Source organism: Streptomyces sp. TRM68367, assembly GCF_014495685.1.
GTDB lineage: Bacteria > Actinomycetota > Actinomycetes > Streptomycetales > Streptomycetaceae > Streptomyces.
The window spans coordinates 95,068-121,725 of the sequence record NZ_JACTVI010000002.1; the positions used below are offsets into that span (position 1 = coordinate 95,068).

At 71.3% G+C, this 26,658-nt stretch carries 29 protein-coding genes; 18 read left to right on the forward strand and 11 right to left on the reverse strand.

Translation table 11 applies throughout. From position 1 onward, the window contains the following. The first annotated feature begins 9 nt into the window (after nucleotides 1-9). The 10 genes from H8R17_RS01815 to H8R17_RS01860 all read left to right on the forward strand — a co-directional run bounded on the left by H8R17_RS01815 (nucleotide 10) and on the right by H8R17_RS01860 (nucleotide 8,988). On the forward strand, nucleotides 10-1,230 hold the full coding sequence (locus tag H8R17_RS01815; protein WP_223124526.1) for an MFS transporter: 1,221 nt from the start codon (nucleotides 10-12) through the stop codon (nucleotides 1,228-1,230). A gap of 32 nt (nucleotides 1,231-1,262) precedes the next feature. Beyond that, nucleotides 1,263-1,565, forward strand: coding sequence for a hypothetical protein (locus tag H8R17_RS01820; RefSeq protein ID WP_187821309.1), 303 nt, complete (start codon nucleotides 1,263-1,265; stop codon nucleotides 1,563-1,565). Nucleotides 1,566-1,619: 54 nt separating this feature from the next. Further along, nucleotides 1,620-2,873, forward strand: a complete 1,254-nt coding sequence (locus H8R17_RS01825; protein WP_223124527.1) for an ATP-grasp domain-containing protein — start codon at nucleotides 1,620-1,622, stop codon at nucleotides 2,871-2,873. After that, nucleotides 2,870-4,033, forward strand: coding sequence for an MFS transporter (locus tag H8R17_RS01830; RefSeq protein WP_187821310.1), 1,164 nt, complete (start codon nucleotides 2,870-2,872; stop codon nucleotides 4,031-4,033). Before H8R17_RS01825 ends, H8R17_RS01830 begins: the two co-directional genes overlap by 4 nt. Next, nucleotides 4,030-4,686, forward strand: a complete 657-nt coding sequence (locus H8R17_RS01835) for an HAD family phosphatase (protein WP_187821311.1) — start codon at nucleotides 4,030-4,032, stop codon at nucleotides 4,684-4,686. Before H8R17_RS01830 ends, H8R17_RS01835 begins: the two co-directional genes overlap by 4 nt. Before the next feature lie 49 nt (nucleotides 4,687-4,735). After that, nucleotides 4,736-5,596, forward strand: coding sequence for a DUF317 domain-containing protein (locus tag H8R17_RS01840; RefSeq protein ID WP_187821312.1), 861 nt, complete (start codon nucleotides 4,736-4,738; stop codon nucleotides 5,594-5,596). A gap of 29 nt (nucleotides 5,597-5,625) precedes the next feature. Then, nucleotides 5,626-6,114: a hypothetical protein gene (locus tag H8R17_RS01845; RefSeq protein WP_187821313.1), complete on the forward strand. Its 489-nt coding sequence runs from the start codon at nucleotides 5,626-5,628 to the stop codon at nucleotides 6,112-6,114. Nucleotides 6,115-6,173: 59 nt separating this feature from the next. Further along, on the forward strand, nucleotides 6,174-6,959 hold the full coding sequence (locus H8R17_RS01850) for a DUF317 domain-containing protein (RefSeq protein ID WP_223124528.1): 786 nt from the start codon (nucleotides 6,174-6,176) through the stop codon (nucleotides 6,957-6,959). A 37-nt stretch (nucleotides 6,960-6,996) separates the two neighbouring features. Beyond that, on the forward strand, nucleotides 6,997-8,019 hold the full coding sequence (locus H8R17_RS01855; RefSeq protein WP_187821315.1) for a collagen binding domain-containing protein: 1,023 nt from the start codon (nucleotides 6,997-6,999) through the stop codon (nucleotides 8,017-8,019). Between the two features lie 585 nt (nucleotides 8,020-8,604). Continuing rightward, a complete protein-coding gene (locus tag H8R17_RS01860) occupies nucleotides 8,605-8,988 on the forward strand; it encodes a hypothetical protein (protein ID WP_187821316.1) in 384 nt (127 codons plus the stop codon). A 237-nt stretch (nucleotides 8,989-9,225) separates the two neighbouring features. On the opposite strand, the gene H8R17_RS46185 is transcribed toward H8R17_RS01860, so the two are convergent. Both H8R17_RS46185 and H8R17_RS01870 read right to left on the reverse strand, forming a co-directional pair. Then, a complete protein-coding gene (locus tag H8R17_RS46185; protein WP_262504923.1) occupies nucleotides 9,226-9,369 on the reverse strand; it encodes a hypothetical protein in 144 nt (47 codons plus the stop codon). A 204-nt stretch (nucleotides 9,370-9,573) separates the two neighbouring features. Continuing rightward, nucleotides 9,574-9,957 carry a helix-turn-helix transcriptional regulator gene (locus H8R17_RS01870; RefSeq protein WP_187821317.1) on the reverse strand — a complete coding sequence of 128 codons (384 nt, stop codon included), beginning with the start codon at nucleotides 9,955-9,957 and terminating at the stop codon, nucleotides 9,574-9,576. A gap of 121 nt (nucleotides 9,958-10,078) precedes the next feature. Here H8R17_RS01870 and merA point away from each other — a divergent pair, with 121 nt between their 5' ends. The 8 genes from merA to H8R17_RS01910 all read left to right on the forward strand — a co-directional run bounded on the left by merA (nucleotide 10,079) and on the right by H8R17_RS01910 (nucleotide 18,421). Continuing rightward, nucleotides 10,079-11,518, forward strand: coding sequence for a mercury(II) reductase (gene merA / locus H8R17_RS01875; protein ID WP_187821318.1), 1,440 nt, complete (start codon nucleotides 10,079-10,081; stop codon nucleotides 11,516-11,518). A 26-nt stretch (nucleotides 11,519-11,544) separates the two neighbouring features. Then, nucleotides 11,545-11,991, forward strand: a complete 447-nt coding sequence (locus tag H8R17_RS01880) for a MerR family transcriptional regulator (protein WP_262504924.1) — start codon at nucleotides 11,545-11,547, stop codon at nucleotides 11,989-11,991. Between the two features lie 73 nt (nucleotides 11,992-12,064). Then, a complete protein-coding gene (gene merB / locus H8R17_RS01885; protein WP_187821319.1) occupies nucleotides 12,065-12,709 on the forward strand; it encodes an organomercurial lyase MerB in 645 nt (214 codons plus the stop codon). 869 nt (nucleotides 12,710-13,578) lie between these two features. Beyond that, the gene (locus tag H8R17_RS01890; protein ID WP_187821320.1) at nucleotides 13,579-14,031 is read left to right on the forward strand and encodes a hypothetical protein; all 453 of its coding nucleotides are present in this window, start codon (nucleotides 13,579-13,581) and stop codon (nucleotides 14,029-14,031) included. Nucleotides 14,032-14,323: 292 nt separating this feature from the next. Further along, nucleotides 14,324-16,561 (forward strand): hypothetical protein, encoded by a 2,238-nt coding sequence (locus H8R17_RS01895; protein ID WP_187821507.1) that lies wholly within the window; start codon nucleotides 14,324-14,326, stop codon nucleotides 16,559-16,561. 270 nt (nucleotides 16,562-16,831) lie between these two features. After that, complete coding sequence (locus H8R17_RS01900) at nucleotides 16,832-17,206, forward strand: DUF317 domain-containing protein (protein ID WP_187821321.1); 375 nt, start codon at nucleotides 16,832-16,834, stop codon at nucleotides 17,204-17,206. Between the two features lie 90 nt (nucleotides 17,207-17,296). Beyond that, nucleotides 17,297-17,587, forward strand: a complete 291-nt coding sequence (locus H8R17_RS01905) for a hypothetical protein (protein WP_033306504.1) — start codon at nucleotides 17,297-17,299, stop codon at nucleotides 17,585-17,587. Nucleotides 17,588-17,602: 15 nt separating this feature from the next. Next, on the forward strand, nucleotides 17,603-18,421 hold the full coding sequence (locus H8R17_RS01910; RefSeq protein ID WP_187821322.1) for a DUF317 domain-containing protein: 819 nt from the start codon (nucleotides 17,603-17,605) through the stop codon (nucleotides 18,419-18,421). Between the two features lie 564 nt (nucleotides 18,422-18,985). On the opposite strand, the gene H8R17_RS01915 is transcribed toward H8R17_RS01910, so the two are convergent. The 9 genes from H8R17_RS01915 to H8R17_RS01955 all read right to left on the reverse strand — a co-directional run bounded on the left by H8R17_RS01915 (nucleotide 18,986) and on the right by H8R17_RS01955 (nucleotide 26,657). After that, a complete protein-coding gene (locus tag H8R17_RS01915) occupies nucleotides 18,986-19,684 on the reverse strand; it encodes a hypothetical protein (protein ID WP_187821323.1) in 699 nt (232 codons plus the stop codon). A gap of 79 nt (nucleotides 19,685-19,763) precedes the next feature. Further along, nucleotides 19,764-20,207: a hypothetical protein gene (locus H8R17_RS01920; protein ID WP_187821324.1), complete on the reverse strand. Its 444-nt coding sequence runs from the start codon at nucleotides 20,205-20,207 to the stop codon at nucleotides 19,764-19,766. Nucleotides 20,208-20,635: 428 nt separating this feature from the next. After that, on the reverse strand, nucleotides 20,636-22,378 hold the full coding sequence (locus H8R17_RS01925; protein WP_187821325.1) for a relaxase/mobilization nuclease domain-containing protein: 1,743 nt from the start codon (nucleotides 22,376-22,378) through the stop codon (nucleotides 20,636-20,638). Then, on the reverse strand, nucleotides 22,375-22,887 hold the full coding sequence (locus tag H8R17_RS46190) for a plasmid mobilization protein (protein WP_316959273.1): 513 nt from the start codon (nucleotides 22,885-22,887) through the stop codon (nucleotides 22,375-22,377). The genes H8R17_RS01925 and H8R17_RS46190 overlap by 4 nt, the downstream gene beginning before the upstream one ends. A gap of 101 nt (nucleotides 22,888-22,988) precedes the next feature. Beyond that, on the reverse strand, nucleotides 22,989-23,225 hold the full coding sequence (locus H8R17_RS01935) for a hypothetical protein (RefSeq protein WP_187821326.1): 237 nt from the start codon (nucleotides 23,223-23,225) through the stop codon (nucleotides 22,989-22,991). A gap of 87 nt (nucleotides 23,226-23,312) precedes the next feature. Next, complete coding sequence (locus tag H8R17_RS01940) at nucleotides 23,313-23,504, reverse strand: hypothetical protein (RefSeq protein WP_055493674.1); 192 nt, start codon at nucleotides 23,502-23,504, stop codon at nucleotides 23,313-23,315. Continuing rightward, on the reverse strand, nucleotides 23,501-25,141 hold the full coding sequence (locus tag H8R17_RS01945) for a hypothetical protein (RefSeq protein ID WP_187821327.1): 1,641 nt from the start codon (nucleotides 25,139-25,141) through the stop codon (nucleotides 23,501-23,503). The genes H8R17_RS01940 and H8R17_RS01945 overlap by 4 nt, the downstream gene beginning before the upstream one ends. Then, nucleotides 25,138-25,779, reverse strand: a complete 642-nt coding sequence (locus H8R17_RS01950; protein WP_187821328.1) for a WhiB family transcriptional regulator — start codon at nucleotides 25,777-25,779, stop codon at nucleotides 25,138-25,140. The genes H8R17_RS01945 and H8R17_RS01950 overlap by 4 nt, the downstream gene beginning before the upstream one ends. Before the next feature lie 161 nt (nucleotides 25,780-25,940). After that, nucleotides 25,941-26,657 (reverse strand): hypothetical protein, encoded by a 717-nt coding sequence (locus H8R17_RS01955; RefSeq protein ID WP_187821329.1) that lies wholly within the window; start codon nucleotides 26,655-26,657, stop codon nucleotides 25,941-25,943. Nucleotide 26,658 lies beyond the last annotated feature (1 nt).

Genomic DNA, 26,658 nt, shown 5'->3' on the forward strand with positions numbered 1-26,658 from the left:
GCTGCTGTCATGCCCCGGCATGCACGCCACACCGCCGGGCTGATGCGCAGCATCTACCTGCCGCGCACGGCGGACGCTCTCGCGTTCGCGATGTCCACCTACGGCATCCCGCTGCTGGTCCTGGCCACCACGCGCTCCGCCGCGCTGACGGGCGCCGCGTTCGCCCTGGAGTGGATCCCGCGACTGGCGGCGTTCGGGTGGGCCGGATCGATCGTCGACCGGCGCGGGGCGGCCGTCGTCTTCCACCTCGCCTCCCTGGGACGCGCGCTGGCTCTCGCCACCGGCGCGGTCCTGCTCCACCTCCACCCGTCCGGCACCGTGGCGAGCGCGACCGTGATGGTGCTCGCGGCGACCACCGGCGTGCTCACCGAGTTCAGTTACATCGCGGCCGAGACGGCGGGCGCTGCCGCCGGCCGCCGGGCGGGAAGGCGGGCCCACCGCGTCCAGGCCGTCCTGCTCGGCATCGACCAGACCGCGACCCTGGCCGGCCCGGCGCTCGCCGGGGTACTCCTGCTCGCCGGGCCGCCGCCGATGCTCGTGGTGATCACCGTGCTCTCGCTTCTCGCCGCGCTGCTCGCCCTGCGTACACCCCCCTCGCCCGTCGCCCCGACCCGTGCGCCGAAGGGACAGTCCCGCGCCGGACTCCTTACCGGGTGGCGCACCATCCGCGCTCTTCCCGCGCTCGGCTGGCTGGTGACCGGGCTGACCCTGTCCAACCTGGCCACCGGCCTTCTCCAAGCGGCCGGTCCGGTGATCGTCGTCCAGCACTTCGGGCAGTCCACCACTGCCGTCGGTCTGGTCTGGTCCGCCGCCGCGGCGGCCACCCTCTTGGCCGTCACCATCTGCCGGTTCGCGATCGACCGCCTGGGCCTGTGGCCGGTCGGCGCAGCCTGCGCCGCCCTCGCCTCGCTCGCCTGTCTCGCCGCCGCCCAGGCCCCCGACTACCTGTCCTACCTGGCCCTGGTCGCGGTCCTCATGGCGGCCGAAGGCGGCATGACGGTCGTCCTGCGCACCCTGCGCTCCCGCCTGATCCCCCCGGAGAAGTTCGGCAGCACCCTGTCGGCGACCATCCTCATCCTCCTACTGCCCTTCCCCGTCGCCGGCGTACTCACCGCCCTCACCCCGCCCGACGCGCTGGGCCACGTCATCACCGCGTGCGCCGCCCTGCAGACCCTCGGTCTGTTCTGCGCCTTCACCCGCCTGCGCACCGATCCCGCCCTGCGCACCTGACCCTGCTGCGCCCCCAGCCTGTGGAGAACCCCATGCCCACCGCCGTCCTCGGGACGAACCGCGCGAGCGGTCGCACCATCACCGAACAGTTCCACGCCTTCGACGCGCACAACCCGCACGTCTACCGCGCTCTGGAACGCATGGCCGCCCGCCGCCTGGCCGCCGGCGCCACGCGGGTCAGCTTGAAGGACCTCTTCGAAGACCTGCGCCGCCAACTCCCGTACGGCGTCGCCGGGCTGAACAACAACTTCACCGCCCTCCACGCCCGCCGCCTGATCGACGACCACCCCCACTGGGCCGGCGTGTTCGAGCTGCGCCGCCGCCGTGCCGCCTGAGACACCCCTTTCTCTTCCCTCGTCCTGCCGCCTACCGACTCGGAGAACCCCTTCTTGTCCGCTCGCCCCCTCGTACTCGTCGTCTCTCCGGGCGATGAGGCGGATCGCGGCTACTGCCTTGAGCAGGTGGCCGCCGCGTACGACATCGTCCTGCTGACCGGCGCCGAGCCATCGTGGGAGAAGCCGCACATCGTCGACCACGCCGTCGCCGATCTGAACGACACCACTGCACTCCTCTCCGCCGGCCGGGCTCTGGCGGAACGACACGACCTTGCCGGCGTCGTCACCTGGGACGAATGGAACCTCATCCCCACCGCCCGCCTCGCCCGCGCCCTCGGTCTGGCCGCGAACTCCGTCGAGGTGATGCGGGCCTGCCGCAACAAGGCCACCGCCCGGACTCTGTTCGCCCGCCACGGAGTGCCGTCGGCCGCGTCGATGAAGGCCCGGACCCTGCGGGAGGCCGAACTGGCGACGAGGACCCTCGGCTTCCCCGCCGTCCTCAAGCCCGCCGCAGCGGCCGGCAGCATCGGCGTGATCCGCATCGACCGGCCCGAAGAGCTGCCCGCAGCCTTCGCGTTCGCCTCTGTCGGCGCAAGCCGGAGCCGCGAGGACCGCGGCGTCCTGGTCGAGGAGTACCTCGACGGCCCCGAAGTCTCCGTCGAATGCGTCACCCACCGCGGCACCACCACCGCCGTCGCCGTGACCCGCAAGAACCTGGGCCCCGCACCCTACTTCGACGAGACCGGGCACACCGTCGACGCCGCCGATCCGCTCCTCGCAACGGTCGCACCGACCGCCGCTGCTGCCATCAAGGCCCTGGGAATCACAGACGGCGTGCAGCACGTCGAGATACGCCTGGTCGGCGGCCGGCCCCGGCTGATCGAGGTCAACGCACGCCTGGGCGGCGACATGATCGGCCACCTCGTCCACCTGGCCACCGGCGTCGACCTCGCCCGGGCCGCCGCCGACATCGCCTGCGGACGTACCCCCGACCTGACGCCCACCCGCCACCGGGCCGCGGCGATCCGCTTCATCTACCCCGCCTACTCCGGCACCCTCACCGCCCGCCGTGTCACGAAGCCCACCGGGGGAGTGGAGCGCGTGCGCTTCCAGCGACAGGCCGGCGACCAGCTCGTACTGCCACAGGACGGCGGCGATCTGTACACCGCCCGTATCGGCTTTCTGATCACCACCGGGCTGACCGCCGCCGTTGCCGAAGCTCGCGCCCAGGAGGTGTACCGCAACCTCGACGTCCAGGTTGCCCCGGTCCCGCCGGCGGCCCTGACTACCGGGGAGCATGCCGCGTGAGGCAGACCGCGGCGCCCGAGCTGGTGCGCAGCCGTCGCCTGCTGACCGGGTACTTCGCCGGCCTGGGTGTGGTGATGGCCGTCTGGGGCGCGCGCATGCCCGCAGTTCAGAACGCCGCCGAGGTGAGTACCTCTGGGCTTGCCCTGGTCCTGCTGGCCGCCGCCTTCGGCATGGTCGCCGGGCTCCAGGCGGGCGGGCGCCTCGCCCGGCCGGCCCGTCTGCCCGTGCTGCTGACCGGCGGTGCCGTTGCCCTCGCCGCCTGTCTTACCGTCCTCGGGTTCTGCCGCAGTCTGGAGAGCCTCCTAGCGGCGGCGTTCGCCTTCGGCACCGCGCACGGCGTCTTTGACGTCGCGGCCAATTCCGCGGCGGTCCGCTGCCAGGACGCCCACGGCCACCCCATCATGGGCCGGCTGCACGCGAGTTACAGCCTCGGCGCCCTCGCCGGTGCCGCGCTGGCCGCGGCCACCGCTCACACCTCGCACACCGTTCTGTTTGCTGCGGTGGCAGCTTGCGCCGCTGCGGCGGCAGGCGCGGCCACGCGGCTCACCCGCACCGTCGCCAGCCCTGTACTCGAGCCCGTCCACCACGGTGCTGCACTGGGCTCGGGCGAGCAGAGGGGGTTGTCCCGGCGCCGATTGTGGCTGCTGGGTGCGCTTGCTGCTGCCACGCTGCTGGGTGAAGGAGCTGCTGCCGACTGGGCGGCTGTCCACCTGCATGACCTCGGCGCGACGGCCGCGACCAGTGCCGTGGCGTACGGCTTCTACAGCGCCGCCATGGCCGCAGGCCGTCTCGCCGGAGACCGACTCACCGCCCGCTTCGGCGCTCTCGCCGTCGTCCGCACTGGTGCCGCGCTGGCCGCGCTCGGCTTCGCCACGGGACTGGCTGGCTCCACCATCGCCTTCGCCCTGCTCGGCTGGACGGCCTTCGGCCTGGGGCTGTCCGTCACGATCCCCAGCCTGATCACCGCCGCCGGCGTCGGCGGTCCCCGCGCGGTCGCCACCGTCGCGGTTACCGGCTACGTCGGCCTGCTCGCGGGCCCCGCCCTGATCGGTGCCCTCGCCACCGTCACCGCTCTGCCGATTGCACTGCTGCTGCCCGCCCTCCTCGCTGGCGCAGTCGCCGCCCTCACCCCCAAAGCCCTGGAGAAACCGACCCCTTGACCCGCACATCTGTCTCCCCGAGCGGCGTGGATGCCCTGATCCTCGACTACAACGGGGTTCCGGGCCTGCAACCCAGCACCGCTATGTGGACCCGTCTCGCCGACCTCGCCGAGTGGCCCGACCGGCATCTCCCCTCTTTCCAGGACGCCTTCTGGGCTCCCCGCAACGCGTACGACGCAGGGGAACTGAGCGATCTGGCCTACTGGGCCAAGGTGCTCGGACACCACCCCGGCCCGCGGTGGCTGCGCACCCTGCGCGATGCCGACACCGCCATGTGGACCCGCACCGACCCGCGCGTCCTCGACATCCTGTACCGCGCCCGGGCCGCAAGGCGGCTGCCGATGGTGCTGCTTTCCAACGCCCCGGCCCACCTCAGCAACGTCCTGGACGCCACCGACTGGCGGCGCGAGCTGATGGACGACGCCCTGTACTCCGCCCGCATGGGCCGGTGCAAGCCCGACCCGGCCACGTACAAACACGCCCTGGCCGCCACCGGCATCACCGACCCAGCACGTGTGCTGTTCGTCGACGACCGCGAAGACAACTGCCGGGCCGCCGCCGAACTGGGTCTGCGCACCCTGCACTACACCGGCCAACCCACAGAGCTGGAAGAGCAGTTGCTGCCCGCCCCGGTCAACAACCTCTGCGCCTGACACTCATGCCGCGCCACCCACCACCGCCCCGACCACCCCCTGGACTTTCGTGCCCGACACCCAAGAGATCGACGGCGACGTCTACGTCTCCCCGCGCCATCTCGCCTCCACCACCGGGACCGGCGACCCCGCCCTCGCCCCGTTGCTCGACCTCGGCTGGGACCTCCGGTACGACGAGGACTCCAACGTGTGCCTGAGCGCTCCCGACCGGCGCGTTCGCCTGGGCTACCTGCCCGAGGGCGAGGACGACGGGCTGTGGCGTATCAACGCCTACAAGGACTCGTTCGGCCCGCCGGCGTGGGGTGTCTGTTTCAACGACCGCGTCCCCACCGAGTTCGTCCGCGCCTTCACCACCGCACTCGCCGAGGCGTACGAGCGTGGCCCGGACGCCTACCTCGCCAGGCCGGTCGCCGGGGTCGACGAGCACGATCCCTTTCTGGCTGTCGTGCCCCTGCTGCAGCAGAGCTGGGAGATCGACCGCCCGCGCTGGGGCGTCTTCGCGGTCCAGTCCCCGGACGGGCTCGCCGGCCTGGAGTTCACCACCGGCGACCTCGATCCGGAAACCGAGCTGACCACACGCGACGCCCGGTGGCAGTTGTGGGCCGGGAACTCCATCGAGCGACCCGTCTGGTACGCGACAGCCAGCACCGACACTCCCGTCGCCCTGCTCACCGCCGTCACCCAGAGTGTTGCCGATCCGGCTCCACTGCCCCGGTGGCGCGAGGAGACCTTCAGCTACATCAAGGGCATGGCCCAGCTCACCCCGATCCTTCCGCCCGGACCGCCGGCCCCCACCCCGCTCGACGTGCAGCGGGCCGTCGCGTCCCGCCGCCCGGCCGCGCTCCCCGCGGCCAGCGTCCCGCGCTGGAGCACCACCAGCCGACCGGCCCTGCCCGGTCCACGCCGGTAGGACCAGCCCGACGCCTACCGGAGCCCCTCTTGTCCCTGCAGGCCCCTGAGTTCTTCGCCGAGCTGTGTCTCCCCTTCCACGACAGCACCGTCGTGGGCAACACGTACTTCGCCGCTCCCGTCCCCGGCGCACCGCTGCGGCTGCGGATCGATTTCACCGGCACCATTCACGCGGACACCTACGGCGGGTTGCGTGCGGCGATCGTCCACCCGGAACGCGGCGAGATCGACGCGGTGGCGCTCAGCTTCGTGGATCACGGAACTTTCCACCGCCGCGACGAAGCCACCAACACCCGGCCGAACACCAAGCAGTACAGCACCTTCGACAAGTACCACCGCCCCGGCCGACCCCCGTGGGACGGGGCCGTCACCACCGGGCTGCGCGACGCCATCGAGCAGTACACCGCCGTCTGGTTCCCCGGCGCCTGGACCGCGTCCGAGCCGAGCCGCGCCGCAGGCCGGACCGCCCACACGTCTCCCGCCATGCCGGCCGCCCGCAGCGGCGCCCGCGCCCGCTGAGCCGCGCCCACACCATCAGCCCCGGCGTCCCGCACTCTCCAGCAGGAGCCCTGCCTGTGATGACCCACCCCTTTGAAAACCTCGACCCCGCCCACACCGTGCAGGTCCTTCCCCGCCACCTTGCCGGGCCCGGCGCCGTTGACCCTCGCAGCGCTTGGGCCTTCCCCTTCGACGAGGGCTGGCCGTTCGCCCAGACCGACGACGGCACGGCCGCCGCTTTCAGCCCGTGCCTGCGACTACAGACCACCTACGACCCCCAGCCCGACCAGCCCGGCAAGGGCACGTGGACCATCAGCGCGCACCGGGCCCCGTTCACCCCGCCGGCCTGGCGGATCAGCTTCGACGCCACCACCCCCGTCGAGCTGCTGCACGACGTCCACACCGAACTGCTCGACCTCTACCTCGAAGACCGGCACAGCGACCAGGACCGGCTGTTCCAGGACGAGACGTCGCCGTACGAGGCGTACGTACAGCTGCTCACCCGCGGCTGGCGCCACGACGTCAAGACCGACGGCACACAGACCTTCCTCACCCCGGAAGGACTCGGCGGTGTACGCCACCGATACGCCATCAGCGGCTCCAGCGGGCCAGCCTGGCGATCCTGGGGCGGATACCCCAGCGAGCTGCACTGGACGGCACGCTTCTCGTTCGGCACGCCCACCACGCTCGTCGCGGCCTTCACCGCCTCGCTCATCTCCACCGAGCCACTGCACCGCACCGTGCAAGAGGTCCCCGTCCACACCCGCCGCGCCCTCTACATCGCCACGACTACACCCATGCAGCCTCACGGCAACACACCTGTCGCCCCGCCGCCTCCCGCCCCGGGCGCTGGCCGAACCCGATGACCTTCCCCACCCTCTGATCCAAGGAGTCCTCCTCCTCGTGCACGCACATTTCGTCCGATCCGCCGCCGTCGCCGTCGCGGTGACCGGCACCCTCACCTGGGCGCCGGCCGCGAGCGCCCAGCCCTCCGAGCCGACTCCCTCGGCCGCCGCCACCGCCGAGACGCCGACTCTGGACGCGGGCAGCGTCGAGATCACCACCAAGGACACGGCTGGCGAGGCGCTCCCCGGCGCCGCGTTCCTGCTGCTCGACTCTGCCGGCGAAGAAGCCGGACGCGGGAAGACCGATGCACAGGGGAAGCTGACCTTCCCCGACCTCGCGCCGGGCGTCTACCGGCTCAAGGAGACGGCGTCCGGCAGTCCGCTCCACGAGGTCGTCGCCGACCAGGACGTCATCGTCACCCCGGGCGCGACCACACGGCTGACGGTCACCGACCCGTTCAAGGCCGCCAAGGTTCTCCTGCAGGCCAAGGACGACAAGACCGGCAAGCTCCTGCCCGGGGCGACGGTGAACATCGGCACCGGCACCTCGACGCTGCTCACCCTGACCACTGGAGCCAAGGGCACGGCTTCCGGAGAGCTACCGGTGACGAGCCGGAAGACGCAGTTCTGGGTCAAGGAGATCAAGGCCCCCGCCGGGTACGACCTCTACAAGCCGTCCAAGACGTTCACCGCGGGCCCCGGAGCCCCAGTGACAGTGACCGTCACCAACGCGAAGACCGCGACCGACCCGAAGCCCGACCCCTCGGATAGGCCGACGCACAAGCCCACAAACACCCCGTCCACCCCGGGCAAGCCGCGCAGCGGTACCGGCGGGGCCACGCCCACCTCGCCGGGCACCGGCACACCGGATGCCGACTTCTCGTCCACCACCGCCGCGACCCCGGCTGGCGACTCCACGCCGAAGGCACCGACGGGCTCCCTCGCCCACACCGGCGCCGACGCCACACCGTGGCTGGTCGGCGGCGCGGGAGTGCTGGTCGCCGCCGGCGGAGGCGCCCTCGCCATGGCCCGTCGTCGTCGCGCGGACGAGTCCACCGACGACGGCTCCGTCGAGAGTTGACCTCGCCCCCTTCACGGCGCAATGCCCCCGGAATCCCCTGCTTGGATTCCGGGGGTATTGTCGTCGGCGAATGCAGGGATGGACGAGTGGTTCGTTGCTGAGATTTACTTTGGCTTAACGGGCACGGAAGATCACCGCCAGAAGCCGCTCCGCCCGCGCCCTGACCTGCGGTTCGGGGTGTGCCAGTGCTACAGCGAACAGCACGGTCAGTAGGGCCATAGGCGGGCCGGAGAAGGTTATGAACGGCGCACCAATTCTCATGTGTTAGGAGGCACTAGAAGCCCCTTTTAATCATTAATGTTCCTTTCGGGGGTGGGGTGGTTAAGTTATATGGGCCAGCCCCAAAAGGCTTGCTGGTCAGGCATGTTGAGGCGGGTCGGTGCTCTCGTGTGCGCGCGGGAAGCGGTTCGCGTCGACCGTGACGGACCTCACTCACCGAGTGGGGTCCTTGTTTGTATTTGACCGCTTCGCGGCGGCACGTGTGTCGCCGGCGGGAGGGGGCAGTTCGCCGTCTGCGGCCCTCACGCGTGCGGTGCTGCTACCCAAGCGTGAAGCCGCGTGCGGACGCCTCGTTAGGCTGCCGCAGTGATCGAGTCCTCCTCGCTGCCCGGCGATCCCTCCGAGCTGCACCTGCGCGTCTACTACGACGACGAATTCTGGGATACCCCGCAGGCCGACACGCTGGAGCGATGGAACGTGGCCGTCCTCCACCGCCGACGTACACACGGCGGAGGTCAGGGGCCAGCGGCTCCCAGTAGCTGCATCACCCCGGACTGCTGCTCGTGCACGGTCGAGGACACCACCGTCGGGTCATTGACGTCTACCGGCGTGCACCTCGACCGAGACCGGAACGCCTACTTTCTGCCGCCATCTCTTGAACGGCAGATGCATGCCTTGACGGCGTATATGCCCAGTTCAAACGGCTGGCAAGGGGCGGGAGTGTGCAACAGCACTGTTGCCTCTCTGTGAGAGACGGATCTCTTGAGCGTTCGCCCGTAGCTGCTGATCCGTGACTGGCCCGGGCGTGCGTCTCACCGAGCTCCGCAAGAGCGCCGGTCCGCTGCCCATCCGTACGCTAGCCAACGGGGTGACCTTCAATCGTCGGTCCGCGGGCCCGGGCCTCGTCGAACGGCGAGGCCCAGGAGCAGGGCCTCACGCCGTGATCGAAAGGGCGAGGGCGGTGTTGGCGGCGGGGCTGGGAAGTGGTCATGGGAAGCGGGGGCCTTCCTGGTCGGCCGGGGTGTGCGGGGTCTCCCGGTCGGCGGGGTGCTTGGTCGTTGCGGTGGGCGGGCAGCAGGCGTCGCGGTCCGAGCGGCGGCGGCGTACGACGACGGTGATCGCTGCGGCCACCAGGACCACGGCGGCGGCGATCAGCCAGGGGTTGCCCAGGGCTCCGCCGATTCCCGCGAGCGCGCCGCTGGTGCCCGGCGCAGCAGGCGATCATCAGGATGGCGGCGCCGATGCCGGCGGTGGCCATGCCGGTGCCGGAGGGCTCCTTGTTGCGGCGCGGGGGCCGGTGGTGGTCGGCAGGCATGACGGGGTGCTCCTTGCTGGCTATCCCCGGCTGTCGGGGATGCGGGTGCAGCAGTCCAGGGCGGTGGCGTTGTCCGCGGCCAGGGAGCGGGCGAGCACGACCAGGTCCGCGACGCGTGGGTCGCCGACGGAGTAGCGCAGCTTCTTGCCGTCGCGGCGGGCGGTGACGTAGCCGCAGTCCACGAGGCAGGACAGGTGGACGGAGACGCGAGGCTGAGAGATGCCCGCGTGCTCGACGCACTCGGCGCTGGTGCGCTCGCCGCGCAGGATGAACTCCAGGAGTCTGAGCCGGGTCGGATCGGACAGGGCGCGGAAGAACTTCGCCACCGTGTCCAGATGAGTGCACGGCACCTCATCGGCAGCCAGGCCGGTGGACGGGTTGGGGGTGTCAAGGCGCTGGGGCATAGAGACAGCCTCCACAACTGGAACTATTCGCCTGTCCGCATAGTATGGTGACAGTGAGCTATACGGCAAGGCGCATAGCAGTGGGTCCGGAACCCCGGCTCCCGTACGAGGAGGCAGCACCGTGACCACAACGCACTCCGGCTTCGACCTCGCGGTCATCGGCTCCGGCTCTGCGGCGTTCGCCGCCGCGATCGCCGCCACCAACCAGGGCAAGAGCGTGGTGATGGTCGAGCGCGGCACCACCGGCGGCACCTGCGTCAACGTGGGCTGCGTGCCGTCCAAGGCGCTGCTTGCCGCCGCCGAGGCCCGCCACGGCGCCGGGGCGGCCGGGCGCTTCCCCGGACTGGCCGCCGCCGAAATACCGGTCGGCTTCGGTGAGTTGATCGGCGGCAAGGACGCGCTGGTCGAGCAACTACGGGCGGAGAAGTACACCGGCCTTGCCGCCGACTACGGCTGGGAGATCGTGCACGGCACCGCCGCCTTCACTGGGACCACCGAGACCCCGGTGCTGGAGGTGACGCTGAGCGATGGCGGGAGCCGCCGGCTCGAGGCCCCCCACTACCTGATCGCCACCGGCTCGGCCCCCTGGGCCCCGCCCATTGACGGCCTGGAGCAGGCCGGATACCTGACCTCCACCACCGCCATGGAACTCGACGCCCTGCCCGAGTCGCTGCTGGTTGTCGGAGGCAACGCGATCGGCCTGGAGCAGGCCCAGCTGTTCGCCCGCCTCGGCACCCAGGTCACCGTGATCGAGGCGCTGGAGCGGCTGGCCCCGTTCGAGGAGCCCGAGGTCTCCCAGGTCATCGAGGAGGTGTTCGCGGACGAGGGCATCGCAGTCCATACCGGCGCCACCTTCACCTCCGTACGGATCGAAGACGGAGCCAGGATCGCCGCCGTACGTACCCGCAGCGGCGAGGAGATCGAGCTGCGCGCCGAGCAACTGCTGATCGCCACCGGTCGCCGCGCCAACACCACCGGTCTTGGCCTCGATACGGTCGGCGTGAAGACGGGCGAGCGCGGCGAAGTCGTCGTGGACGACCACCTGCGCACGACCAACGAGCGGATCTGGGCGGCGGGGGACGTCGCCGGAGGCCCGCAGTTCGTCTACGTCGCCGCCGCCCAGGGCACCCTGGTCGCCGACAACGCCCTCGCGGGCGCCGAACGCACCCTGGACTACACCGCACTGCCCCGTGTCACCTTCACCAGCCCGGCCATCGCCGCGGTCGGCCTGACCGATGCCGAGGTGGCCGAGGCAGGAATCCGTTGCGACTGCCGTACCCTGCCGCTGGAGTACGTGCCGCGCGCGCTGGCCAACCGGGACACCCGGGGCCTGGTCAAGCTCGTCACCGACGCCGACACCGGCCGCATCCTCGGCGTGCACGTGATCGCCGATGGCGCCGGGGACTTGATCACCGCCGCCACGTACGCGATCAGTGCGGAGATGACCGTCGACCAGCTCGCCCACACCTGGGCCCCGTACCTGACCATGGCCGAAGCCCTCAAGCTCGCCGCCCAGACCTTCACCGCGGACGTCGCCAAGCTCTCCTGCTGCGCGGGCTGAGCGGATGACGACGGAGGGAGGCGCTCATGGACACGAACCGGTCCGCGCACCGCAGGCATGCGATGACCATCGGAGAGCTGTCCCGCCGCACCGGCGTGCCCGTCAAAGCCCTGCGCGAGTACACCGACTCGGGGCTGATCTACACCCTCGGCCGCAGCCCCTCGAACTACCGGCTGTACGACACCGACGCCCTGTGGTGCGTAGGGTTCATCGGCGAACTGCGCGGCCTCGGGGTGACCGTGGCCGAGATCCGCGAGCTGACCACCGCGTATGTAGACAGCCCCGACGGGCCGGTCGGCTCGCACCTGGCCGAGCTGCTGCACCGTTCCCGCGAGCGCGTGCGGCAGCGCATTGCCGCACAGGAGCAAATCCTGGACCGGATCGAGAAGTTCGAGGCCGAGCACCAGCAACACCTCGCGGAGGACGACCTGTGCTGGGCCGGTGATCCACGCGGCTGCGAAGCACAGGCTTGACCCTCACCCCGGGGGCAGACCCTACGGTCGGCGGCATCGGACCCATCCACACAACGGAAGGGAAGAACCCGCCGTGGACACCGACACCCAGAAGATCGCCACCCGCTTCACCGACACGGTCAACCGCGCCCCCGGCGTCAAGCTCTGGCTGCTGCGCCCCCTGCTGACGCTGCTGGCCACCGGTGAGCCGGTCACCCTCGACCAACTCGCCGCCCAGGCCGGACGTCCTGTGGACGCGATCCGCGAGGCACTGGCCGACATGCCCGACACCGAGTACGACACCCAGGGCCGCATCATCGGCAACGGCCTCACCCACAACCCCACCCCGCACCGCTACGAGGCCAACAACCACACGCTGTACGCCTGGTGCGCCATGGACACCCTGGTCTTCCCAGCCATCATCGGCCACACCGCCCAGGTCGCCTCACCCTGCCGGGCCACCGGGGAACCGGTCCGCCTCACCGTGACCCCCGACGGACCCACCAACGTGGAACCGGCCACCGCCGTCGTCTCCGTGGTCACCCCCGACGCGCCGACCTCGGTTCGCGCCGCCTTCTGCAACCAGGTCCACTTCTTCGCCAGTGCCGACGCCGCCAAGGACTGGCTCGCCGAACACCGCGACGCCCAGGTCCTGCCCGTCGCCGACGCCCACACAGTCGGACGCCCGATCATCGAGCAGATCCTCTCCGGTGGTGGCACCAAGACTGACTGCTGCTGAACACGCCCAGGACCGTGCCCGCCCGGGAGGGGGGCCCGTACGGGCACGTCAGACGAGCGCTGCGGAACCGCAGGGCGGATCCTCGGGCGGCGGCAACGCGATGACGCCACCCGGCGGGCAGGGCTTCGGGAGACGAGGCTCCCGTATCCCGACCGCACCCGGACCGGGGCCGCCGGGGCCGGGGCAGGCGGGCGCGAGCCGGATCACCCGCAGCATGAGCGCGGCCCACGCCAGCGCGACCAGGGCAGCGACGGACCCGGTAGGCAGCAGTACACCGCGAGCCCCCCGCCGATCAGCAATCCGGCCGCCGCGATGAGCGCCGCGGCGACCAGCGCAGGCAGCCACGGTAGGTGAGCACGGTACGGCCCAGCCGTACGACGCTTCGTGGCCTCTGCCACCCGGAGCAGGGGCGCCGCCCACAGCGCAGACACGCCGAACAGCGGGCAGGACCCGGCGAACAGTCCTTGGCCACGTGCGGCCTCCATCCTTGGCACTGAGGCAGATGGTGACATCCAGCCTGGGCTCGAACCGGCCCACCGGGCAACCCTCTTGGAGATATCCCGCACTGTTCGCCGTGCCGTGCGCCCTCGGCGCCGCCACCGCCATGAGAACCGCGCCGCGAAGACGAGCCCGAGCACGGCAAGCGCGTGTACAGCAAGGGACCTGAGAAGGGCCAACTACGTCTGCGGACCGGAAACGACTACCCGGCCTGGGCCGACGAGTTTCCCGAGTTCGAGTCGTTACTGGAGGACCTGGCTAGGGGGGCAGACCGGCCGGTGATGCCCGAGGGGGCGATGGGTTCTCAGCCCTCACGAGATCTCTAACGACACTCCGCAACAACAGTCACTGGATACAGAACGTTCCGGGCCATGGAAGAGGAGTCCGAGGAGCTGTACGAGACCGCCCAGGTCCTCCTCGACCCCGAGACGGGTTCGTTTATCAGTGAGGTGGGCGACCTGCTGGAGTACGTCGGCTCCGCGCTGCTGGTCATGGACAGGGTGACCCTGGATCCGCCGTGGCGCGGGCACGGCCTGGCGGCCGTACTCGGTTGCGAGGCGATCCACCGGCTAATGGCCGGCTGCCGGGCCATCGCCTGCTCACCCGGCATCACCGACCTCAGCAGCCAACGTCTGAGGGACAGGTCCGAGTGGGACCGCGTGAGCGCCAAGATCATCCAGGGGTGGGAGAGCCTGGGGTTCCGCCTCTACCGCGATAACGTCTATCTCCTGTCGCCCGCCTCGCAGGACCTGGAGGAGCAGCGCGGCGCACTTCGGAGGCGCCTTGCGGAACTCGGTACGTCCTGGCGGATCGGCGCATCATGACCGGCCTCGCCGCCGCGAGCGACGGGCACTCCAGGGAAACCACGAACCATGGCTGCGGCCCGGCGCCTCATCCTGGTCTGGCTGCGCCTTCGGTAATGGGCAGCGTGTTGTTGTGGAACGCCGCTTCAGCCTGACGGGAATGCGTGAAGCTCCTGTGCTGGTGGCCATCTCCGAGGAAGTTCCCAGGCGCCGTCCCGTACGGGTGGAGTCCTGCCGTACCAGCGCGGTCCATGCTGCTGCCCTGCGAGACTTGTCCGCACCACCTCAGGGCGAACGGCAGGACGGACGACAGATGGGCATCACGGCAGATGGCCCCTTCGGCGCTTACACCGAAGAGGCCGACTTCTTCGACGAGCTGCCCTACGGCGAGCTCGACGAGTATCTCCAGCCGTTCGAGGCCGGACTGCTGATGGCGGCCGGCCGCATGCTGGCAGTCTGCGCCTACCGCGACGCCGCTTACTACGCAGACCGCCCCTTCGACCGCGGCGAGAAAGACGCCGCTGCCACGGTGCTGAACCTGCTGCCCGAGACGTGCGACGGCCAGGGCGACGCCTTCCGCCGGGATGCGGCGCGCGCCTTCTGGGACCTGGCCGACGACCTCGCGGTCGGCCGCGCCCCGCTACCGCGCTGCCAGGCCGAGACCTGGGCCCTTACGACCATGCTGGATGCAGCGCCCCGGATGTGTGCCGCCGCCGACGAGGAACTGACCGGGCTCGGCGTGCCCATCCCCTCGGACACGGGCGAATCCTCCTACCGGGCACCGTACTTCGAAGAAGAAGCCTGGGCGTTCGTCATCGAGGACGCGAAGTACACCATCCCCGAGGCCCAACCGCCTGTCTCCGCCGAGGAGACCGCGGACGGTGCCGCGGAGGCCGACGCGGTTGCGGAGCCCGAGGGCGGCTGGGACGCCCCCGCCTACTGGTTCTCCCCTTACGGCATCACCCGCCCCCGAAACGCCGAGCGAGGCCACCCGGGCTGGGCCGACACTCCCGAGCAAAGCCCTGCACCATCGGTACTGCCGAGCACCGAGCGGGCCGCGCACCTGCTGGGCCTGGGCGATGACTTCGACCCATGGGAGGCGGCAGAGAGCGATGTCCTGCGCCCTCGGGTGCGGACGATGGCGGACACGCTGACTCCGCTGGCGGCCAGACTGCTGACGGTGGCCGCCGAGAAGGTGGGCGAGCGTGGCTGGCATGACCTGCTCGCCCACGGCGACCGGGTCTTCGCACGCCCCGACGAGGAGGAGGATGCCTGGGAGCTGGAGGAGTCCTTCCTCCTCCAGTTGCCGCCGCTGTGCGACGGCCAGTCCGCCGCCTGGCGCCTGGCCATGGTGCGGGCCGTGGAGAACCTGGCCGATGACCTGCGCTGCGGACGTGCCCCGCTGCCCACCTGCACCGCCGAGGAACTCGCGTTCCATCTGATCCTGTCCGAGGCCCGGACGGTCCTGGACTACCTCGACGAGGACGATGAATACGCCCACGCCGTGGGCCTGCCAGCCGGCGGCCAGTTCACCGTCCGCCACCGCACCTTCGACCATTGGCGGGAAGCCTTCTTGCAGGACGAAGACGTCCTGCTCCACTACGACCAGGCCCTCGCCGGCGTCGCCTCTGACCCCGACCACCCGGCAAGCCAGCAACTCGGCACCGGAGACCTGCGCCCCCGCGCCTGGTTCGACCCCTTCGGTAACATCCGCCCCCGCCTTCCTCGCTCCCTGACCGACCAGCACCGTGCTCGCCTCGCCGACGCGGATCCCGACGTCTTTTTCGCCAGCACCCCAGCCCTGGCCAAGGTCGGCACCCCGTCCGCCGAGGCGGACACGTCCACGATGCTGCCCGAGGGGCTCCGCGACGAGTTCGAGCACTTCACCGGCCTGGCCCAGCGCCGATTCTTCGACGAGCCCTGCGCCATCGCGATGGCCGCAAACCTGGACCGTCTACTTACTCGCCTCTTCGACACCGACACCGTGGTGCCCTTCCACATCTGGCCGCTCAACCCCCGCGCCAGCGCCGTCAAGACCGGGCTGCTGCTCGTCGACCCCGACTTCTGCCTTCAGGGCTACACCCGCACCTGGCGCCTGAGCGCCGACCGCACGGACCGCGAGGCACGCGAGTGGGCCGTCGCCCTCCTTGAAGACTGCACCAAGTACATCCTGGCCAACTACGGGCAGACCGCCATGGACTTCCTTCGAGGCGGCCAGCCCACCGCGCCCCTGGACCACCAGCTCTACGACGTGCTGCCCGCTCGCCTGCGCGAACTCGCACGGGACCTCACCACAGCCGGCCTGCTGAGTCACCGCACCCGCCACCTTGGCATGAGCAGCGCCCAGCTCGCCGAGGAAGCCATCCTCCCCGAACCCCTGGTCATCGCCTGGCTCGACGGTGCCCCCGTCACACCCTCCCAGCTCCTGCGCTGCGCCCCGGCCCTGCAACTGTCCGAGGACGTCCTGCTCGCCGCGCTGGAGGGAAAGCGAGACACGGCGTACTGGCCGCTGCCTGTTCCTCCGCCGGACGAGCAGGGCCGCCCCGAGTGACCAAGTGCGGATAGGCGCACCGGAGGCCCCGCAGAGCCTCTCCACTCTCGTAAGTCCAGAGGCCGTACGACGGGGAATCGCGGACACGGTTTCGCGCAAGCCCCCGACGCCGTGGCCTGCGGCGACTGGATCGGGCAGAGTTCGATGTCGGCGGACAGCAGTTCGCCGGGGGCAGACAGGAAAGATCGCGGAATGACTGGCCAACGCGGGCGGCGGCATGTCAACGTAGACGACCTTGCAAGAAACCCCAGGTCAGAGAGGTGATTGCCCGTGACCGTAGCGCCCGTGGGCCCCGGTTTCGCTACCACCGTTGAAGCCCTGCGGCTGCGCGAGTGGCAACTCGGCCCCGGCCAGCCCACGCTCGTCATGGACCAGTTCTCCGCAGAGGACTTCCACCTGATTGTGGACGACCGCGCGGACGTGCACGTCAGCTCGAAGGATGGTCGCTTCTACCTCGGCTGGTTCCCGCTCGGCCGCCCCGGCACAGACGGCGAGGGATGGAAGATCGCCGTCACCGGCACGGCCAAGGTGCGTGGCTACCACCTGTCGTTCGACACCGAGACGCCGGCCGACATCGTCGCCGCCGCCGTGGGGCGCGTGCTGGAGACCTCACGTCGCGTACGACAGCCAGGCGCCCACGAGTAGTCCTCGCTCTGGCGGCCGGCCGGCTGGCCGGCTGTCGGGCTTCCGCCCCTTTCATCGCTCACCGTTTCCCCTCACCCCAGGAGGCTGTTCGTGACGTCCTCGGAGATGACCGTCGGTGATCTCATCGACTTGCTGTCCGCCTGCGACCGGGATGCTCCGGTCCGCCAGGCCATGAACCCGTTCTTTCCGATGGCGCACCGCCTGGCGCAGGTCGTGCAGTCCGTGGACGAGACCGGCCGCACCGTCGTCTACCTCGCCGAGGGGCGGGACGAGGACGCACAGCTCGGCCATCTGCCGCCCGAGGTCGCCGTCGCCCTGACGTGGCAGGGCCCCGTCCAGCCGCCCCCGCGTCGCCCCCGCCGCAGTGCCGGCGGCAACTAGACCCGCACCGAGCCCTTGGAGGCGCCCCTGTACCCCGACTTCCCGCTCGCCCCGTCCACTCCGCCCGGAGGCCAGCCCGCGTTCTGGGTCGGTCCCCGGCATCTGGCCGGTGACGATGGGCGCCTCTACGACACCGTCGCCGACACGCTCGCCGGCCTGGGCTGGACGAGCCTGACGATCGTCCGCGGACGGCACGAGCCCGACGAGGCGCCGGAGGACCGACAGGTCCTGCGCAGTACCGTCCTGCACATCAGCCCCGACACCCTCCGATGGGCCCAGTGGAGCCTGGCGGACGAGCCGTTCCACCTGGGAGATTTGCCGATCGCCTGGCAGATCTCCGCCCGCGCCGAGACGAGCACCCCGCTCGCTCAGTGGTCGGCCTACTTCACCCCCGATGTCCCCGGCGAGGCCGTGGCCGACTTCCTCGTTGCGCTCGACGCCCGAGACCAGCCCGCCGTGCCGCTCGCTGGCCCCGAGCTGGTCCTCGACGCCGTCGCCGCACACGGCTGGCTCCGCGACATCGACCAGCCCCACGTGGCAGCGACGGACCCGACGTTCACCTCGCACATCAGCCTCGGCGAGGTACCGCCCCTCATCCAGGACGTCGACCCGCGCGCCCTGACGACCGAGGCCGACGAGGCGGGACCGGTCGGATGGCAGGCATGGGCCGAGCCCGCGCTCGGCGCACCCTGCCTGTGGGCGGCCTCCTTCGGTTCCAGCGTCCCTCACGACCTCGTGGCAGCCTTCGCCGCCTCCCTCAGCTCGACCGCACCGGTCCTGCGCCGGGTGGTGCCCGAGGCCACCCGGGAGCGACTGCTGCGGGCGCCGGCCTAGCGATCGACGGCGCCCCTCAGGCAGACGGAAGAAGCCTGGTCCTCCCGAATGGGGGCCGGGCTTCTGGCATTTCCCTCCGGGCTCGGGTGAGCCATCGAGTCGGAGGAGGGCGACCCGGGCGACGAGTACAAGGTGTCGGGCCTGCCCGGCATCGGTGATCGCCTCCGGCTCCAAGACGGGGAAGTGGGGTGAAGTGAGGTCGGCTTGGTGTAGCGGTGGGGATTTCTCAGGTGGTAGCGCCAGCGTCTCAAGCGGGGCAAGGTGGCCACGTTTTGGCGTAGTGGTGCCACATTCCTGTGCGGCTGAATAGTCGTATGCCTCGAACCGAAGAGAAGCAGCAGCCAGCCCTTGAACTCCGTTGCGGTGGAGTGCACGTCATCGTTCCACGCATCTCGCCCTGGCTGGTGGCGGCCGTCGTCACGGCCTTCGTCACGACGATGGGGAGTGGACTCGCAGCATGGTTCACATCCCGTTAAGAACCTGCTGGACCGTGCAGCGTGGCGAGCCGCACAGCACTGCCCCCCGACCATCTTGGTCGGGGGGCAGCAGTGCGTCGGGGGCCCGTCAGCTGGCTGCCGTGGCCTTGGCGAGGGCCTTGCCGAGGTGGCGGTCGACGAGGGCCGGGGAGCCGGAGATCACCAGCAACAGGCTGCCGTCGCGGATCGCGGTCTGCTTGACCACGGTGCTCCGTCCTCCGGTGGAGAACGTCAGGAGCTGGCTCCACCGCTCGTCCCCGAGGCCGCGAGGTGCGGGCAGCTTCTGCGAGGCCATGTCGATCGGGGTGCCGCCCGCGACGACCTGATAGGTCGGGCATCCGGTCATGGCGTCGAAGATCCGGTCGATGCCCTCGGACAGCTTGTTCGCGCTGTCGCTGTACAGCTCCTCCGAGATCTCCGAGGAGCTGCCGCCGTAGGTGAAGGCCGTCTTCGCCTTGCGCGGGAAGGTGAGCGTGCCGCCGCCGGTTGCCGCGTCGCCGCCCAGCTCGCTCAGGGCCGGGCAGCCGAAGACGGTGACGTCGTTGTGCTGGGTGGGGCGCTCCGGCTTGCGCAGGTAGCCGCTGCCGAGGTCGCTCTGGTCGAGCAGGCGCGTCTCCAGCGCGGCCGACGTGAGCGGAGCAGCCTGCTGGGCTGCGTCGGTCGGCTTCCCGGTACGGGCGGAGGCGGCGGTGTCGGGCTTGGTGCCGGTGGTGTCGGTGGAGCAGGCGGGCACGGCGAGGAGGGCGGCGGTGATGCCGAGGACGGTGGTGGCGACGCGAACGCGCATGACGGAACTGACCCCTTGGTGCTAGGCGACGGGTGGTCAGTGCGGGCCCGCGGGCCCGGTGGGGTCGTAGGAGTGGGGGTCAGTGCCCGAGGTGTCGCAGGCAGTCCTCGAACGTGGCGTGCGTCGCGTCCGCCGGCCCGGAGTTCCGGTTGAACCAGGCGGTGTCGAGGCGGGTCTCCTGCTGCTGGTGTCCGGCCCGGCACCGCAACCAGATCTGGCCGCCGGTGGAGAGGATGAGCCAGCCCCGGTACGCGCCGCACTCGGAGCAGGCGACCATCTCACCGTCGAGGACGAGCGGCTGCTTCCACGGCATCATCGTGCCGTCGAGCTGGTCGTGGCTGGGCACCCGCAGCTCCGGCGGAAGGAAGTCGTCCACCACGGTGGTCGGCTCGGTGCGCTCCGCCTCGGCCGGCGGCACCCCGAACCCGGGCGGGACCTGGTTCTGCAGCCGCGCATGCAGCTCGGCGAACTGGCGTTGTGCCTCGCTGGGCTGCTTGGTCCGGCGGCGTATTCGGTGAAACACCCGGGCGTCCTCCTTTGCCTCGTCCTGCTCGCTTCATGATCGTGTCCTACGCCCCCGGCGGTTTCAATTCACAAAGTCCACAGTCGCCTTCGCGCAGGTCACAAGGCATCTCCTCGCTCGGGGCAGGGGATGACGAGTTGGCCACGGAGCGTGTCTCCGAACGGCGGGGTGACGTTCCCAGGGTGTGCCCGAACGCACCTCGTGCTCTCCGGCCGTCCACCTCCGCGGCGCCGGCTGGCTCGACTCGGGGCACCTGCGCCACTCCCTTCCCTCCTGTGTGCGCACCCGTGCTCGCGCTCCGCAGCGTGGGCCCGCACGCCGCCGGGGGCCGTCGTGGCGTACGGCCATGCCGTGGGCCGCGAGCGCGGCTGTGGCGGTCTCCTTGCTCTTGGTGGTGCGCTGAGACTGCACTCAGGCACTCGGCATGCTCACCGGGTCTTGCCCGATGTCTCCTCCCCGCTGCGGCGCCTGCCGGGCGAGTTGGGGCGGGTCGCCGTTCTGGGCGTCGAGGACCCACGGCGCCCTGTGGTGCCGTTCTCGGACTGGATCGAGGAGTCGGCGGGCAGATCGGCCGTCCGCCGCAGCCGCCATACCAGCACGTCGCTCATCGAGTCCGCGGTGTCGAGTTCGCGGCGCCCTGCGGCGGCGGACAGGATGGCGGCCGGGTCGTGGCCGGCGGCTTCGGCGTCCGCGATGGTCGCGGCCAGGGCGTACCAGCCGGGCTCGGCGAGGATCTGCTCGGCGAGTTGGGGCAGCGTTTCGCGCAGCAGCACGGTCTGCCGCTGGAGCACCGGCCGGCTCAGACGTTGGCCTCGCTGGTAGAGCACGCCGAGCGGCTCGGCGGCGGCGGCCTGGTAGGCGGTGCGCAGGTGCTCGGCGGCCTGGGCGGCGGCTTCGGCCTGCTGGGCGTGGCCCTTTCTCGCGTGCCAGTGGGCGGCGGCGGTGATGAGGAAGAACAGCATGTCGATCGCCATCGCGGTGGTGGCACCGTCCTCGCCCCGGCCGAGGGCGGGGCCGCCGTGGACGAGTTCGCGGGCGGCCTGCCGCAGGGCTCGGTCGTGCCCGCGTACGGCGCGTACGTGGGAGCGGGAGGCACGCTCGAACGCTGTTGCGGCGTCTCGCAGTTCGCGGCGGGTGTGTGCGGCGGAGGTCTTCGCGAGCGCGTCCAGGACCTCGCCGGCGGCGGCGATGTGGGCGGCGGCGACCGCGTCGTCGCCGTGCTCGACGATGAGCACGGCCTGCCATGCGGCCGATGCCGTCCTGCGGCGGGCGGAGGCCGGGGTGCCGGGCCCCGTACGGACCGTGTCCTCCTGCCGTGGAGTCGGATCGGTCCCGGTGTCGCCGGACCAGCGCTCCCGGATGCGGGGCAGCGACAAGTCGGGGGCCAGGCGCGCGCCGGGGTAGAACACCGGCTCGCCGTCCTTGTTTAGGTCGTCGGGGAGGGCGACCTTGTATCCGAGAAGGTCTCCAGAGGGCGCGGCGCGCTTACGGATCAGGAGGCCGGCGGCGGCGAGCCGGTCGAAGAACTCCTCGTCACTCCTCGCACCGGACACCGCGCGCCGTACCGTCTCGCGCAGCTCCTCGCGGGCGGTGCGCTCGCGACCCTGGCGTTCGGCCTTGTGCCGTTCGGCACTGGTGGGCCGCTGTGCGGCGGTGCCGTCGCCGGGGGCGACCTGCCGGAGCCCGAGTTCCTTCTCGATGAGACGGGCTTCGGCCTGCGCCCGTTTACCGGATCGGTGGTGGTCGGGGCGTCGGCCGTCTTCGCGCACGAGGGTGGCAACGATGTGGATGTGGTCGTCAGCGTGCCGCACGGCGGCCCAGCGGCAGCCCGCGCCGTCGCGCGGGTCGATCCCTGTGGCGGCGACGATGCGACGCGCGATGTCCGCCCACTGGTCGTCGGTCAGGATCGGGTCGTCGGGCGCAGCACGCACCGAGCAGTGCCACACGTGCTTGTCGGGGCGTTGATCCGCGGCAAGGAGATGGAGGGGCTGGTCGAGCAGCTGCCCGAGATCCTTCTTGGTAGCTGTCGCATCGCGTCCGGGGTCAGGCGACATGCCGTCGAAGGAGGCGACGAGATGTGGATCGACGTGTTCCTCGTGGGTTCCCTTGCCGTAGAGGTAGTACAGCAGGCCCAGGGTGTGGCTGCCCTGCTTGTGGATCTGTGGAATCAAGGCGCCTCGTCTGCCTGCCGGTTGGCTACCTTGTCGGCAGCCATCCTCACCGCGTCGGCCGCCCGGTGGACGTCGGCCATCACCTGGGTCAGCTGGGGAACGTCACCGCCGGAGTTGAGGATCTTGGCGGCTTGATTGAGGTTGCTGCCGGCCCAGCCGAGCTGCCGCCTCATCGCGAACAGTTCGGTGAGCACGTCGCGTTCGGTGGCGATGGCGACGGCGGTACGGGACTGGTCGCTGGCCACGGCTAGTCCGGCGTAGGCGAGGAACCCCGCCACGCTCATACCGGCGGCGTCTGCTCCGGCCTGGATGAGAGCGAGTTCGGACGGGTTGAGGCGGACGCTGTGCGCGCGACGCTGCTTCTTGTCGCGCGGACGCGCTCGCCCCTTCGGCCGCCCCTTGTGGGCGGCTTTTGGCTGCGATCCGCCCTCGGTCGCAGCCTTCCCGACTGGCGCCCCCTGGTGCCAGTCGGGCCCCGCCTCCCCAGGGGCGGGGACGGGTTCGGACACTGCCCCCTCGGGGGAGTGTCCGAACCTCCATCTTGCTCGCCCCGAGACCGAGTTGGAGTCGCGAGCAGGTTCCGGGGTGGTGCCGTTCTGGGTGGGGTTCGTCATCGGTTTTCGGGCCTCATGGTGCGGGTGCGGTGCTGGATGGTCGCGGCCAGCGCGAGGACGTCGGCCGGTCCCAGGAGGACGCGGACGGGTCCGCCGGGCCGGTCCTGGACGAGCCACTGGCCGTTCGGCGTGAGGACGGCGGCGTGCAGGAGTCGCCGGCGGACCAAGACGTCCGCCCAGGCGCTGGCCTCAGCGGCGTTGGGCTCGGATGAACGAGGGAGACGCGGAATCACGGCTTGCCTCCTTAAGCGGGGCGGTGGCCCGGCACGGAGCCGGGCCACCCGTTGCGGATAGGGGCGTTGAGCTGGGGCTTTGACGATTCAGCCGCACTCGGGGCAGCGCCCGACGTGGCTGTTGAGCGCCCGGGCCATCCGCTGCTTCGTCGAGGCAGCCTGCTTTGCGCTGGACTTCGCCGCCGGCCTGCCCTCGTGCCGCTTGGAGTGGGCGAGCATGAAGCCGATCTCCCGCTCGTACTCCGCACGGACGGTGTCGAACTGGTGGCAGGTCTTCATCGGGCGGTGCTCCTTGTCTTCGTGGTGTCGTCGCTCCGCAGTTCCTGGAGGACGAGGCTCAGCCGGTCGTTCCGGCCGCCCTTCAGGCCCTCGCGGCGGAGGATCTCCCGCAGCTGGACCCGGGTGACGGACTCGTTGCCGTCCCGTTCGAGCAGGGCGGGGACGTGGGGGCGGACCTGCTGGACGAGCTGGTCCACCGACTGCTCCGGCTCGCGTGGCGGGCGCTGTGTCTGCGGGGTGCGGGACCGGCCGCGCTTCCCCTTGTTCTTCGTCCTGGTCTTCGAGGTCGTCTTCCGCCGGAGGGGGACCTTGTGTCCCCGGTCCCCGGTGGGCTCGGTCCCCGTGTCGGTGTCGGTCGGTCCCCGGTCCCCGGTGGGCTCGGTCCCCGTGTCGGTGTCGGTCGGTCCCCGGTCCCCGGTGGGCTCGGTCCCCGACTCGGCGGCGCTCGGTCCCCGACGTGAATCAGGGTCCTGAGCAGGCACTTCTCGCGTCAGGCGCTCAGTCCCCACGCCTCGGACGTCCCCCTCCGAGGCTTCCGGATTGGCGGGACCGGTCCCCGGGACCGCGCCTGCTTCTGGGGCCTCGGTCCCCGCCCCGGTCCCCGCGTTCTCGCCTTTGGTCCCCGCGCCTGCCGACGCCTTCGAGTCCGCAAGCTCGGGGACCGGTCCCCTAGGGGCGCTCGGTCCCGTGCCCCCGTCCGACTCGTCGGGACCGTGGGGACCGGCTGCGGGGACCGGCGCCTTCGAGGCCGACTGCGAGGGGACCGTGGCTGCCGTTGCGGTGCTCTGCACCGGGGACCAGGGCGAGGGCAGCGGGACCGTAGCGAGCGCGAGTGCGTGCCGGCGGGCGGCGAGCTGGTCGAGCAGGTTCGCGCGCTGGAGCGGGTCGGTGCCGACCGAGGCCCTGCCGACCGCCTTCGACAGGCGCCGAGTGAGCCGCCGGCCGCGCCAGCTCCGCTGCTGCTCGGGTGTGCGCTCGGCGAGGCGGGCGGCGAGGGCGACCGCGCGGGTGGTGGCCCGGTCTCGGGTGATCTGTGCGGCGTCGCGGTCTCGCGCGGCGATGCCGAGGCGGGACAGGAGACGCTCGCGTGCCTCCCGGCCCAGGACGGCGATCAGTCCGTGGGAGGCGGCGCCCGGGGTGCGCAGGCGCAGCTCGATCCCCATCGCGAGGTGCCACAGCATCGCCGCCATGACCGGTCCGACGAAGGCCCGGACTGTGCCGCCGATAGGACCGCTCTCGGCGTAGGCGGGGATCACCTGCACTCCGGTGATCACCCAGACCAGGGTGCCCGGCAGACCGGGGGCACCCTGAGTGGCCAGATTCTGGCGTGCCATCAGCGCGGTCGCGAAGAGCGCCAGCTCGGCCGCGGCGAACATGCCGGCCCGCTCGGCGGTGCCGGCCATGTCGAGGTAGTCGGCCGCGAAGCGCCACGAGGTGTCGGCGCTGTAGGCGGTGCAGCCGAGGGCGGCAAGGGCAGCGACCTTGACCGCCGGACCGCCGAGACGTTTCTGCGGGCGCGTACCCCGGCGCCGGATCGTCCAGGCGACCAGCACCACCACCAGCACGGCGGGCACGCTGGCGGCGAGGAGGAGAGGGAGGTCCGGATCGGCGCTGAGGGCCAGGACGGGGTGGGTCATGCGGCCTTTCCGAGAGAGGCGCGCGCCGGAGTCGACGCTGCCGGGCGGGCTACCGGCTGCTGTGTGCCGGGTGCAGTGGGCGCGGGGCTGCCTGCTGCCGGGGTGCTCTTCTTCCGCTTCTTCTTGGGCCGCGGCACGCCGTAGGTGCGGTCGCGGTCGAAGACCTTGTTGGCGGCCTGCCGGAGCAGGTCTCGGGCGTGCTTGTGGCTGATCTGCAGGGCGGCGGCGAGCCGGTCGGGCCGCCAGCCGCGCACGTAGGCGTGGTCGATGACGACCTGCCGCTCGGCCTCGGTCAGATGCACGTCGCGCCCCTGGAAGAAGGCGGTCACGCGCCGGTAGTCGAGACGCTGGGGCAGTCCGTCGTGCAAGGGACGCCGCTCGGCTTCGGTGAGGCCGCCCCAGACGCCCTCCTTGAGGACGTTCTCCAGGGCGAAGTCGAGGCAGTCGCGGCGTACCGGGCACCAGCCGCACAGCTCCTTCGCCTCAGCGATGTCCTCGTGGTCCCGGGGCCCGGGGAAGAAGACGGCGTCGGCGTCCTCGACGTCCATGCCGTGGCACGCTCCGCGGGTGTGCCAGCTGGTGTCTCCAATGCCGCGCAGGCCGGTGGCCGGCGCGTCGTGGGTGGTGATGTGGCGCAAGGCGATCTCCGATGTGCTGCCGCGTCGGCCGGCCGGGGCGGTGCTCGGCGGGCGCGGCGTCGGGTGCCGGCTGCGGCGCGCGGGCGTGCGCCGCAGCCGGGGCGGGACGGTGATGTTGGGAGGCGGTGTATCGGACGGGATGCACGCGCCGGATGCGCCGGTCAGGCCATGGCGGGCTGTTGAGCCTGCTCGTTCTGCTGGGCCTGCTGGGCGGCGGCGAGGTCGAGGCGGCCGGGGTGTGGAGTGGCGCGTGGGGCGGTGGTACGTACCCCGTCGTCGGGGCCGATCCGGCGGCGGCGACACGGCTCGCCGGGCTGGGCCTTGCACCACTCGCAGCGAACGCTCAGGGCGTCGGGCAGCCCCTGCGCGACGGCCATTTCGCGTGCTGCTCGGGCGGGCCGGTAGGGCGCGAGGGCGGCTCGGGCGGCGGGCGGTATGCAGGAGCCGATCTCCCGCAGCCGCGCCTCCAGCCTCGGGTCGATCCCGTCGCGACCGCTGGTGATCGCCCGGGCCTGCGCGGGCTGCGCGGTGCCGGCGGCGACGGCGCGGCGCATGCCGACCAGCTCGGCGGTCCAGGCGGCCTGGTCGTCCGGGTCGACGGACGGCGTGGGATCGGTGTGCCGGGCCAGGCGGTCGCGCCGGTAGCTCTCCCAGGGCCGGACGACGTCCGCGGGCAGGATCTGGTACGGCGAGGTACGGATGTGCTGGCGGGTGGCGACGCGGGCGTCCCAGCCGTGCGGGGTGGCCATCGGCACGTCGCCGAGCAGCTCGTGCCACTGGGCGAGCTGGTCGCGGGCCTCGCCCTGGTCGGTGCGGATGGTGCGGGGGTCGAGTCGGCCGATGTAGGCCAGCAGGGCGGCGGTTTCGCGGCGGTCCACG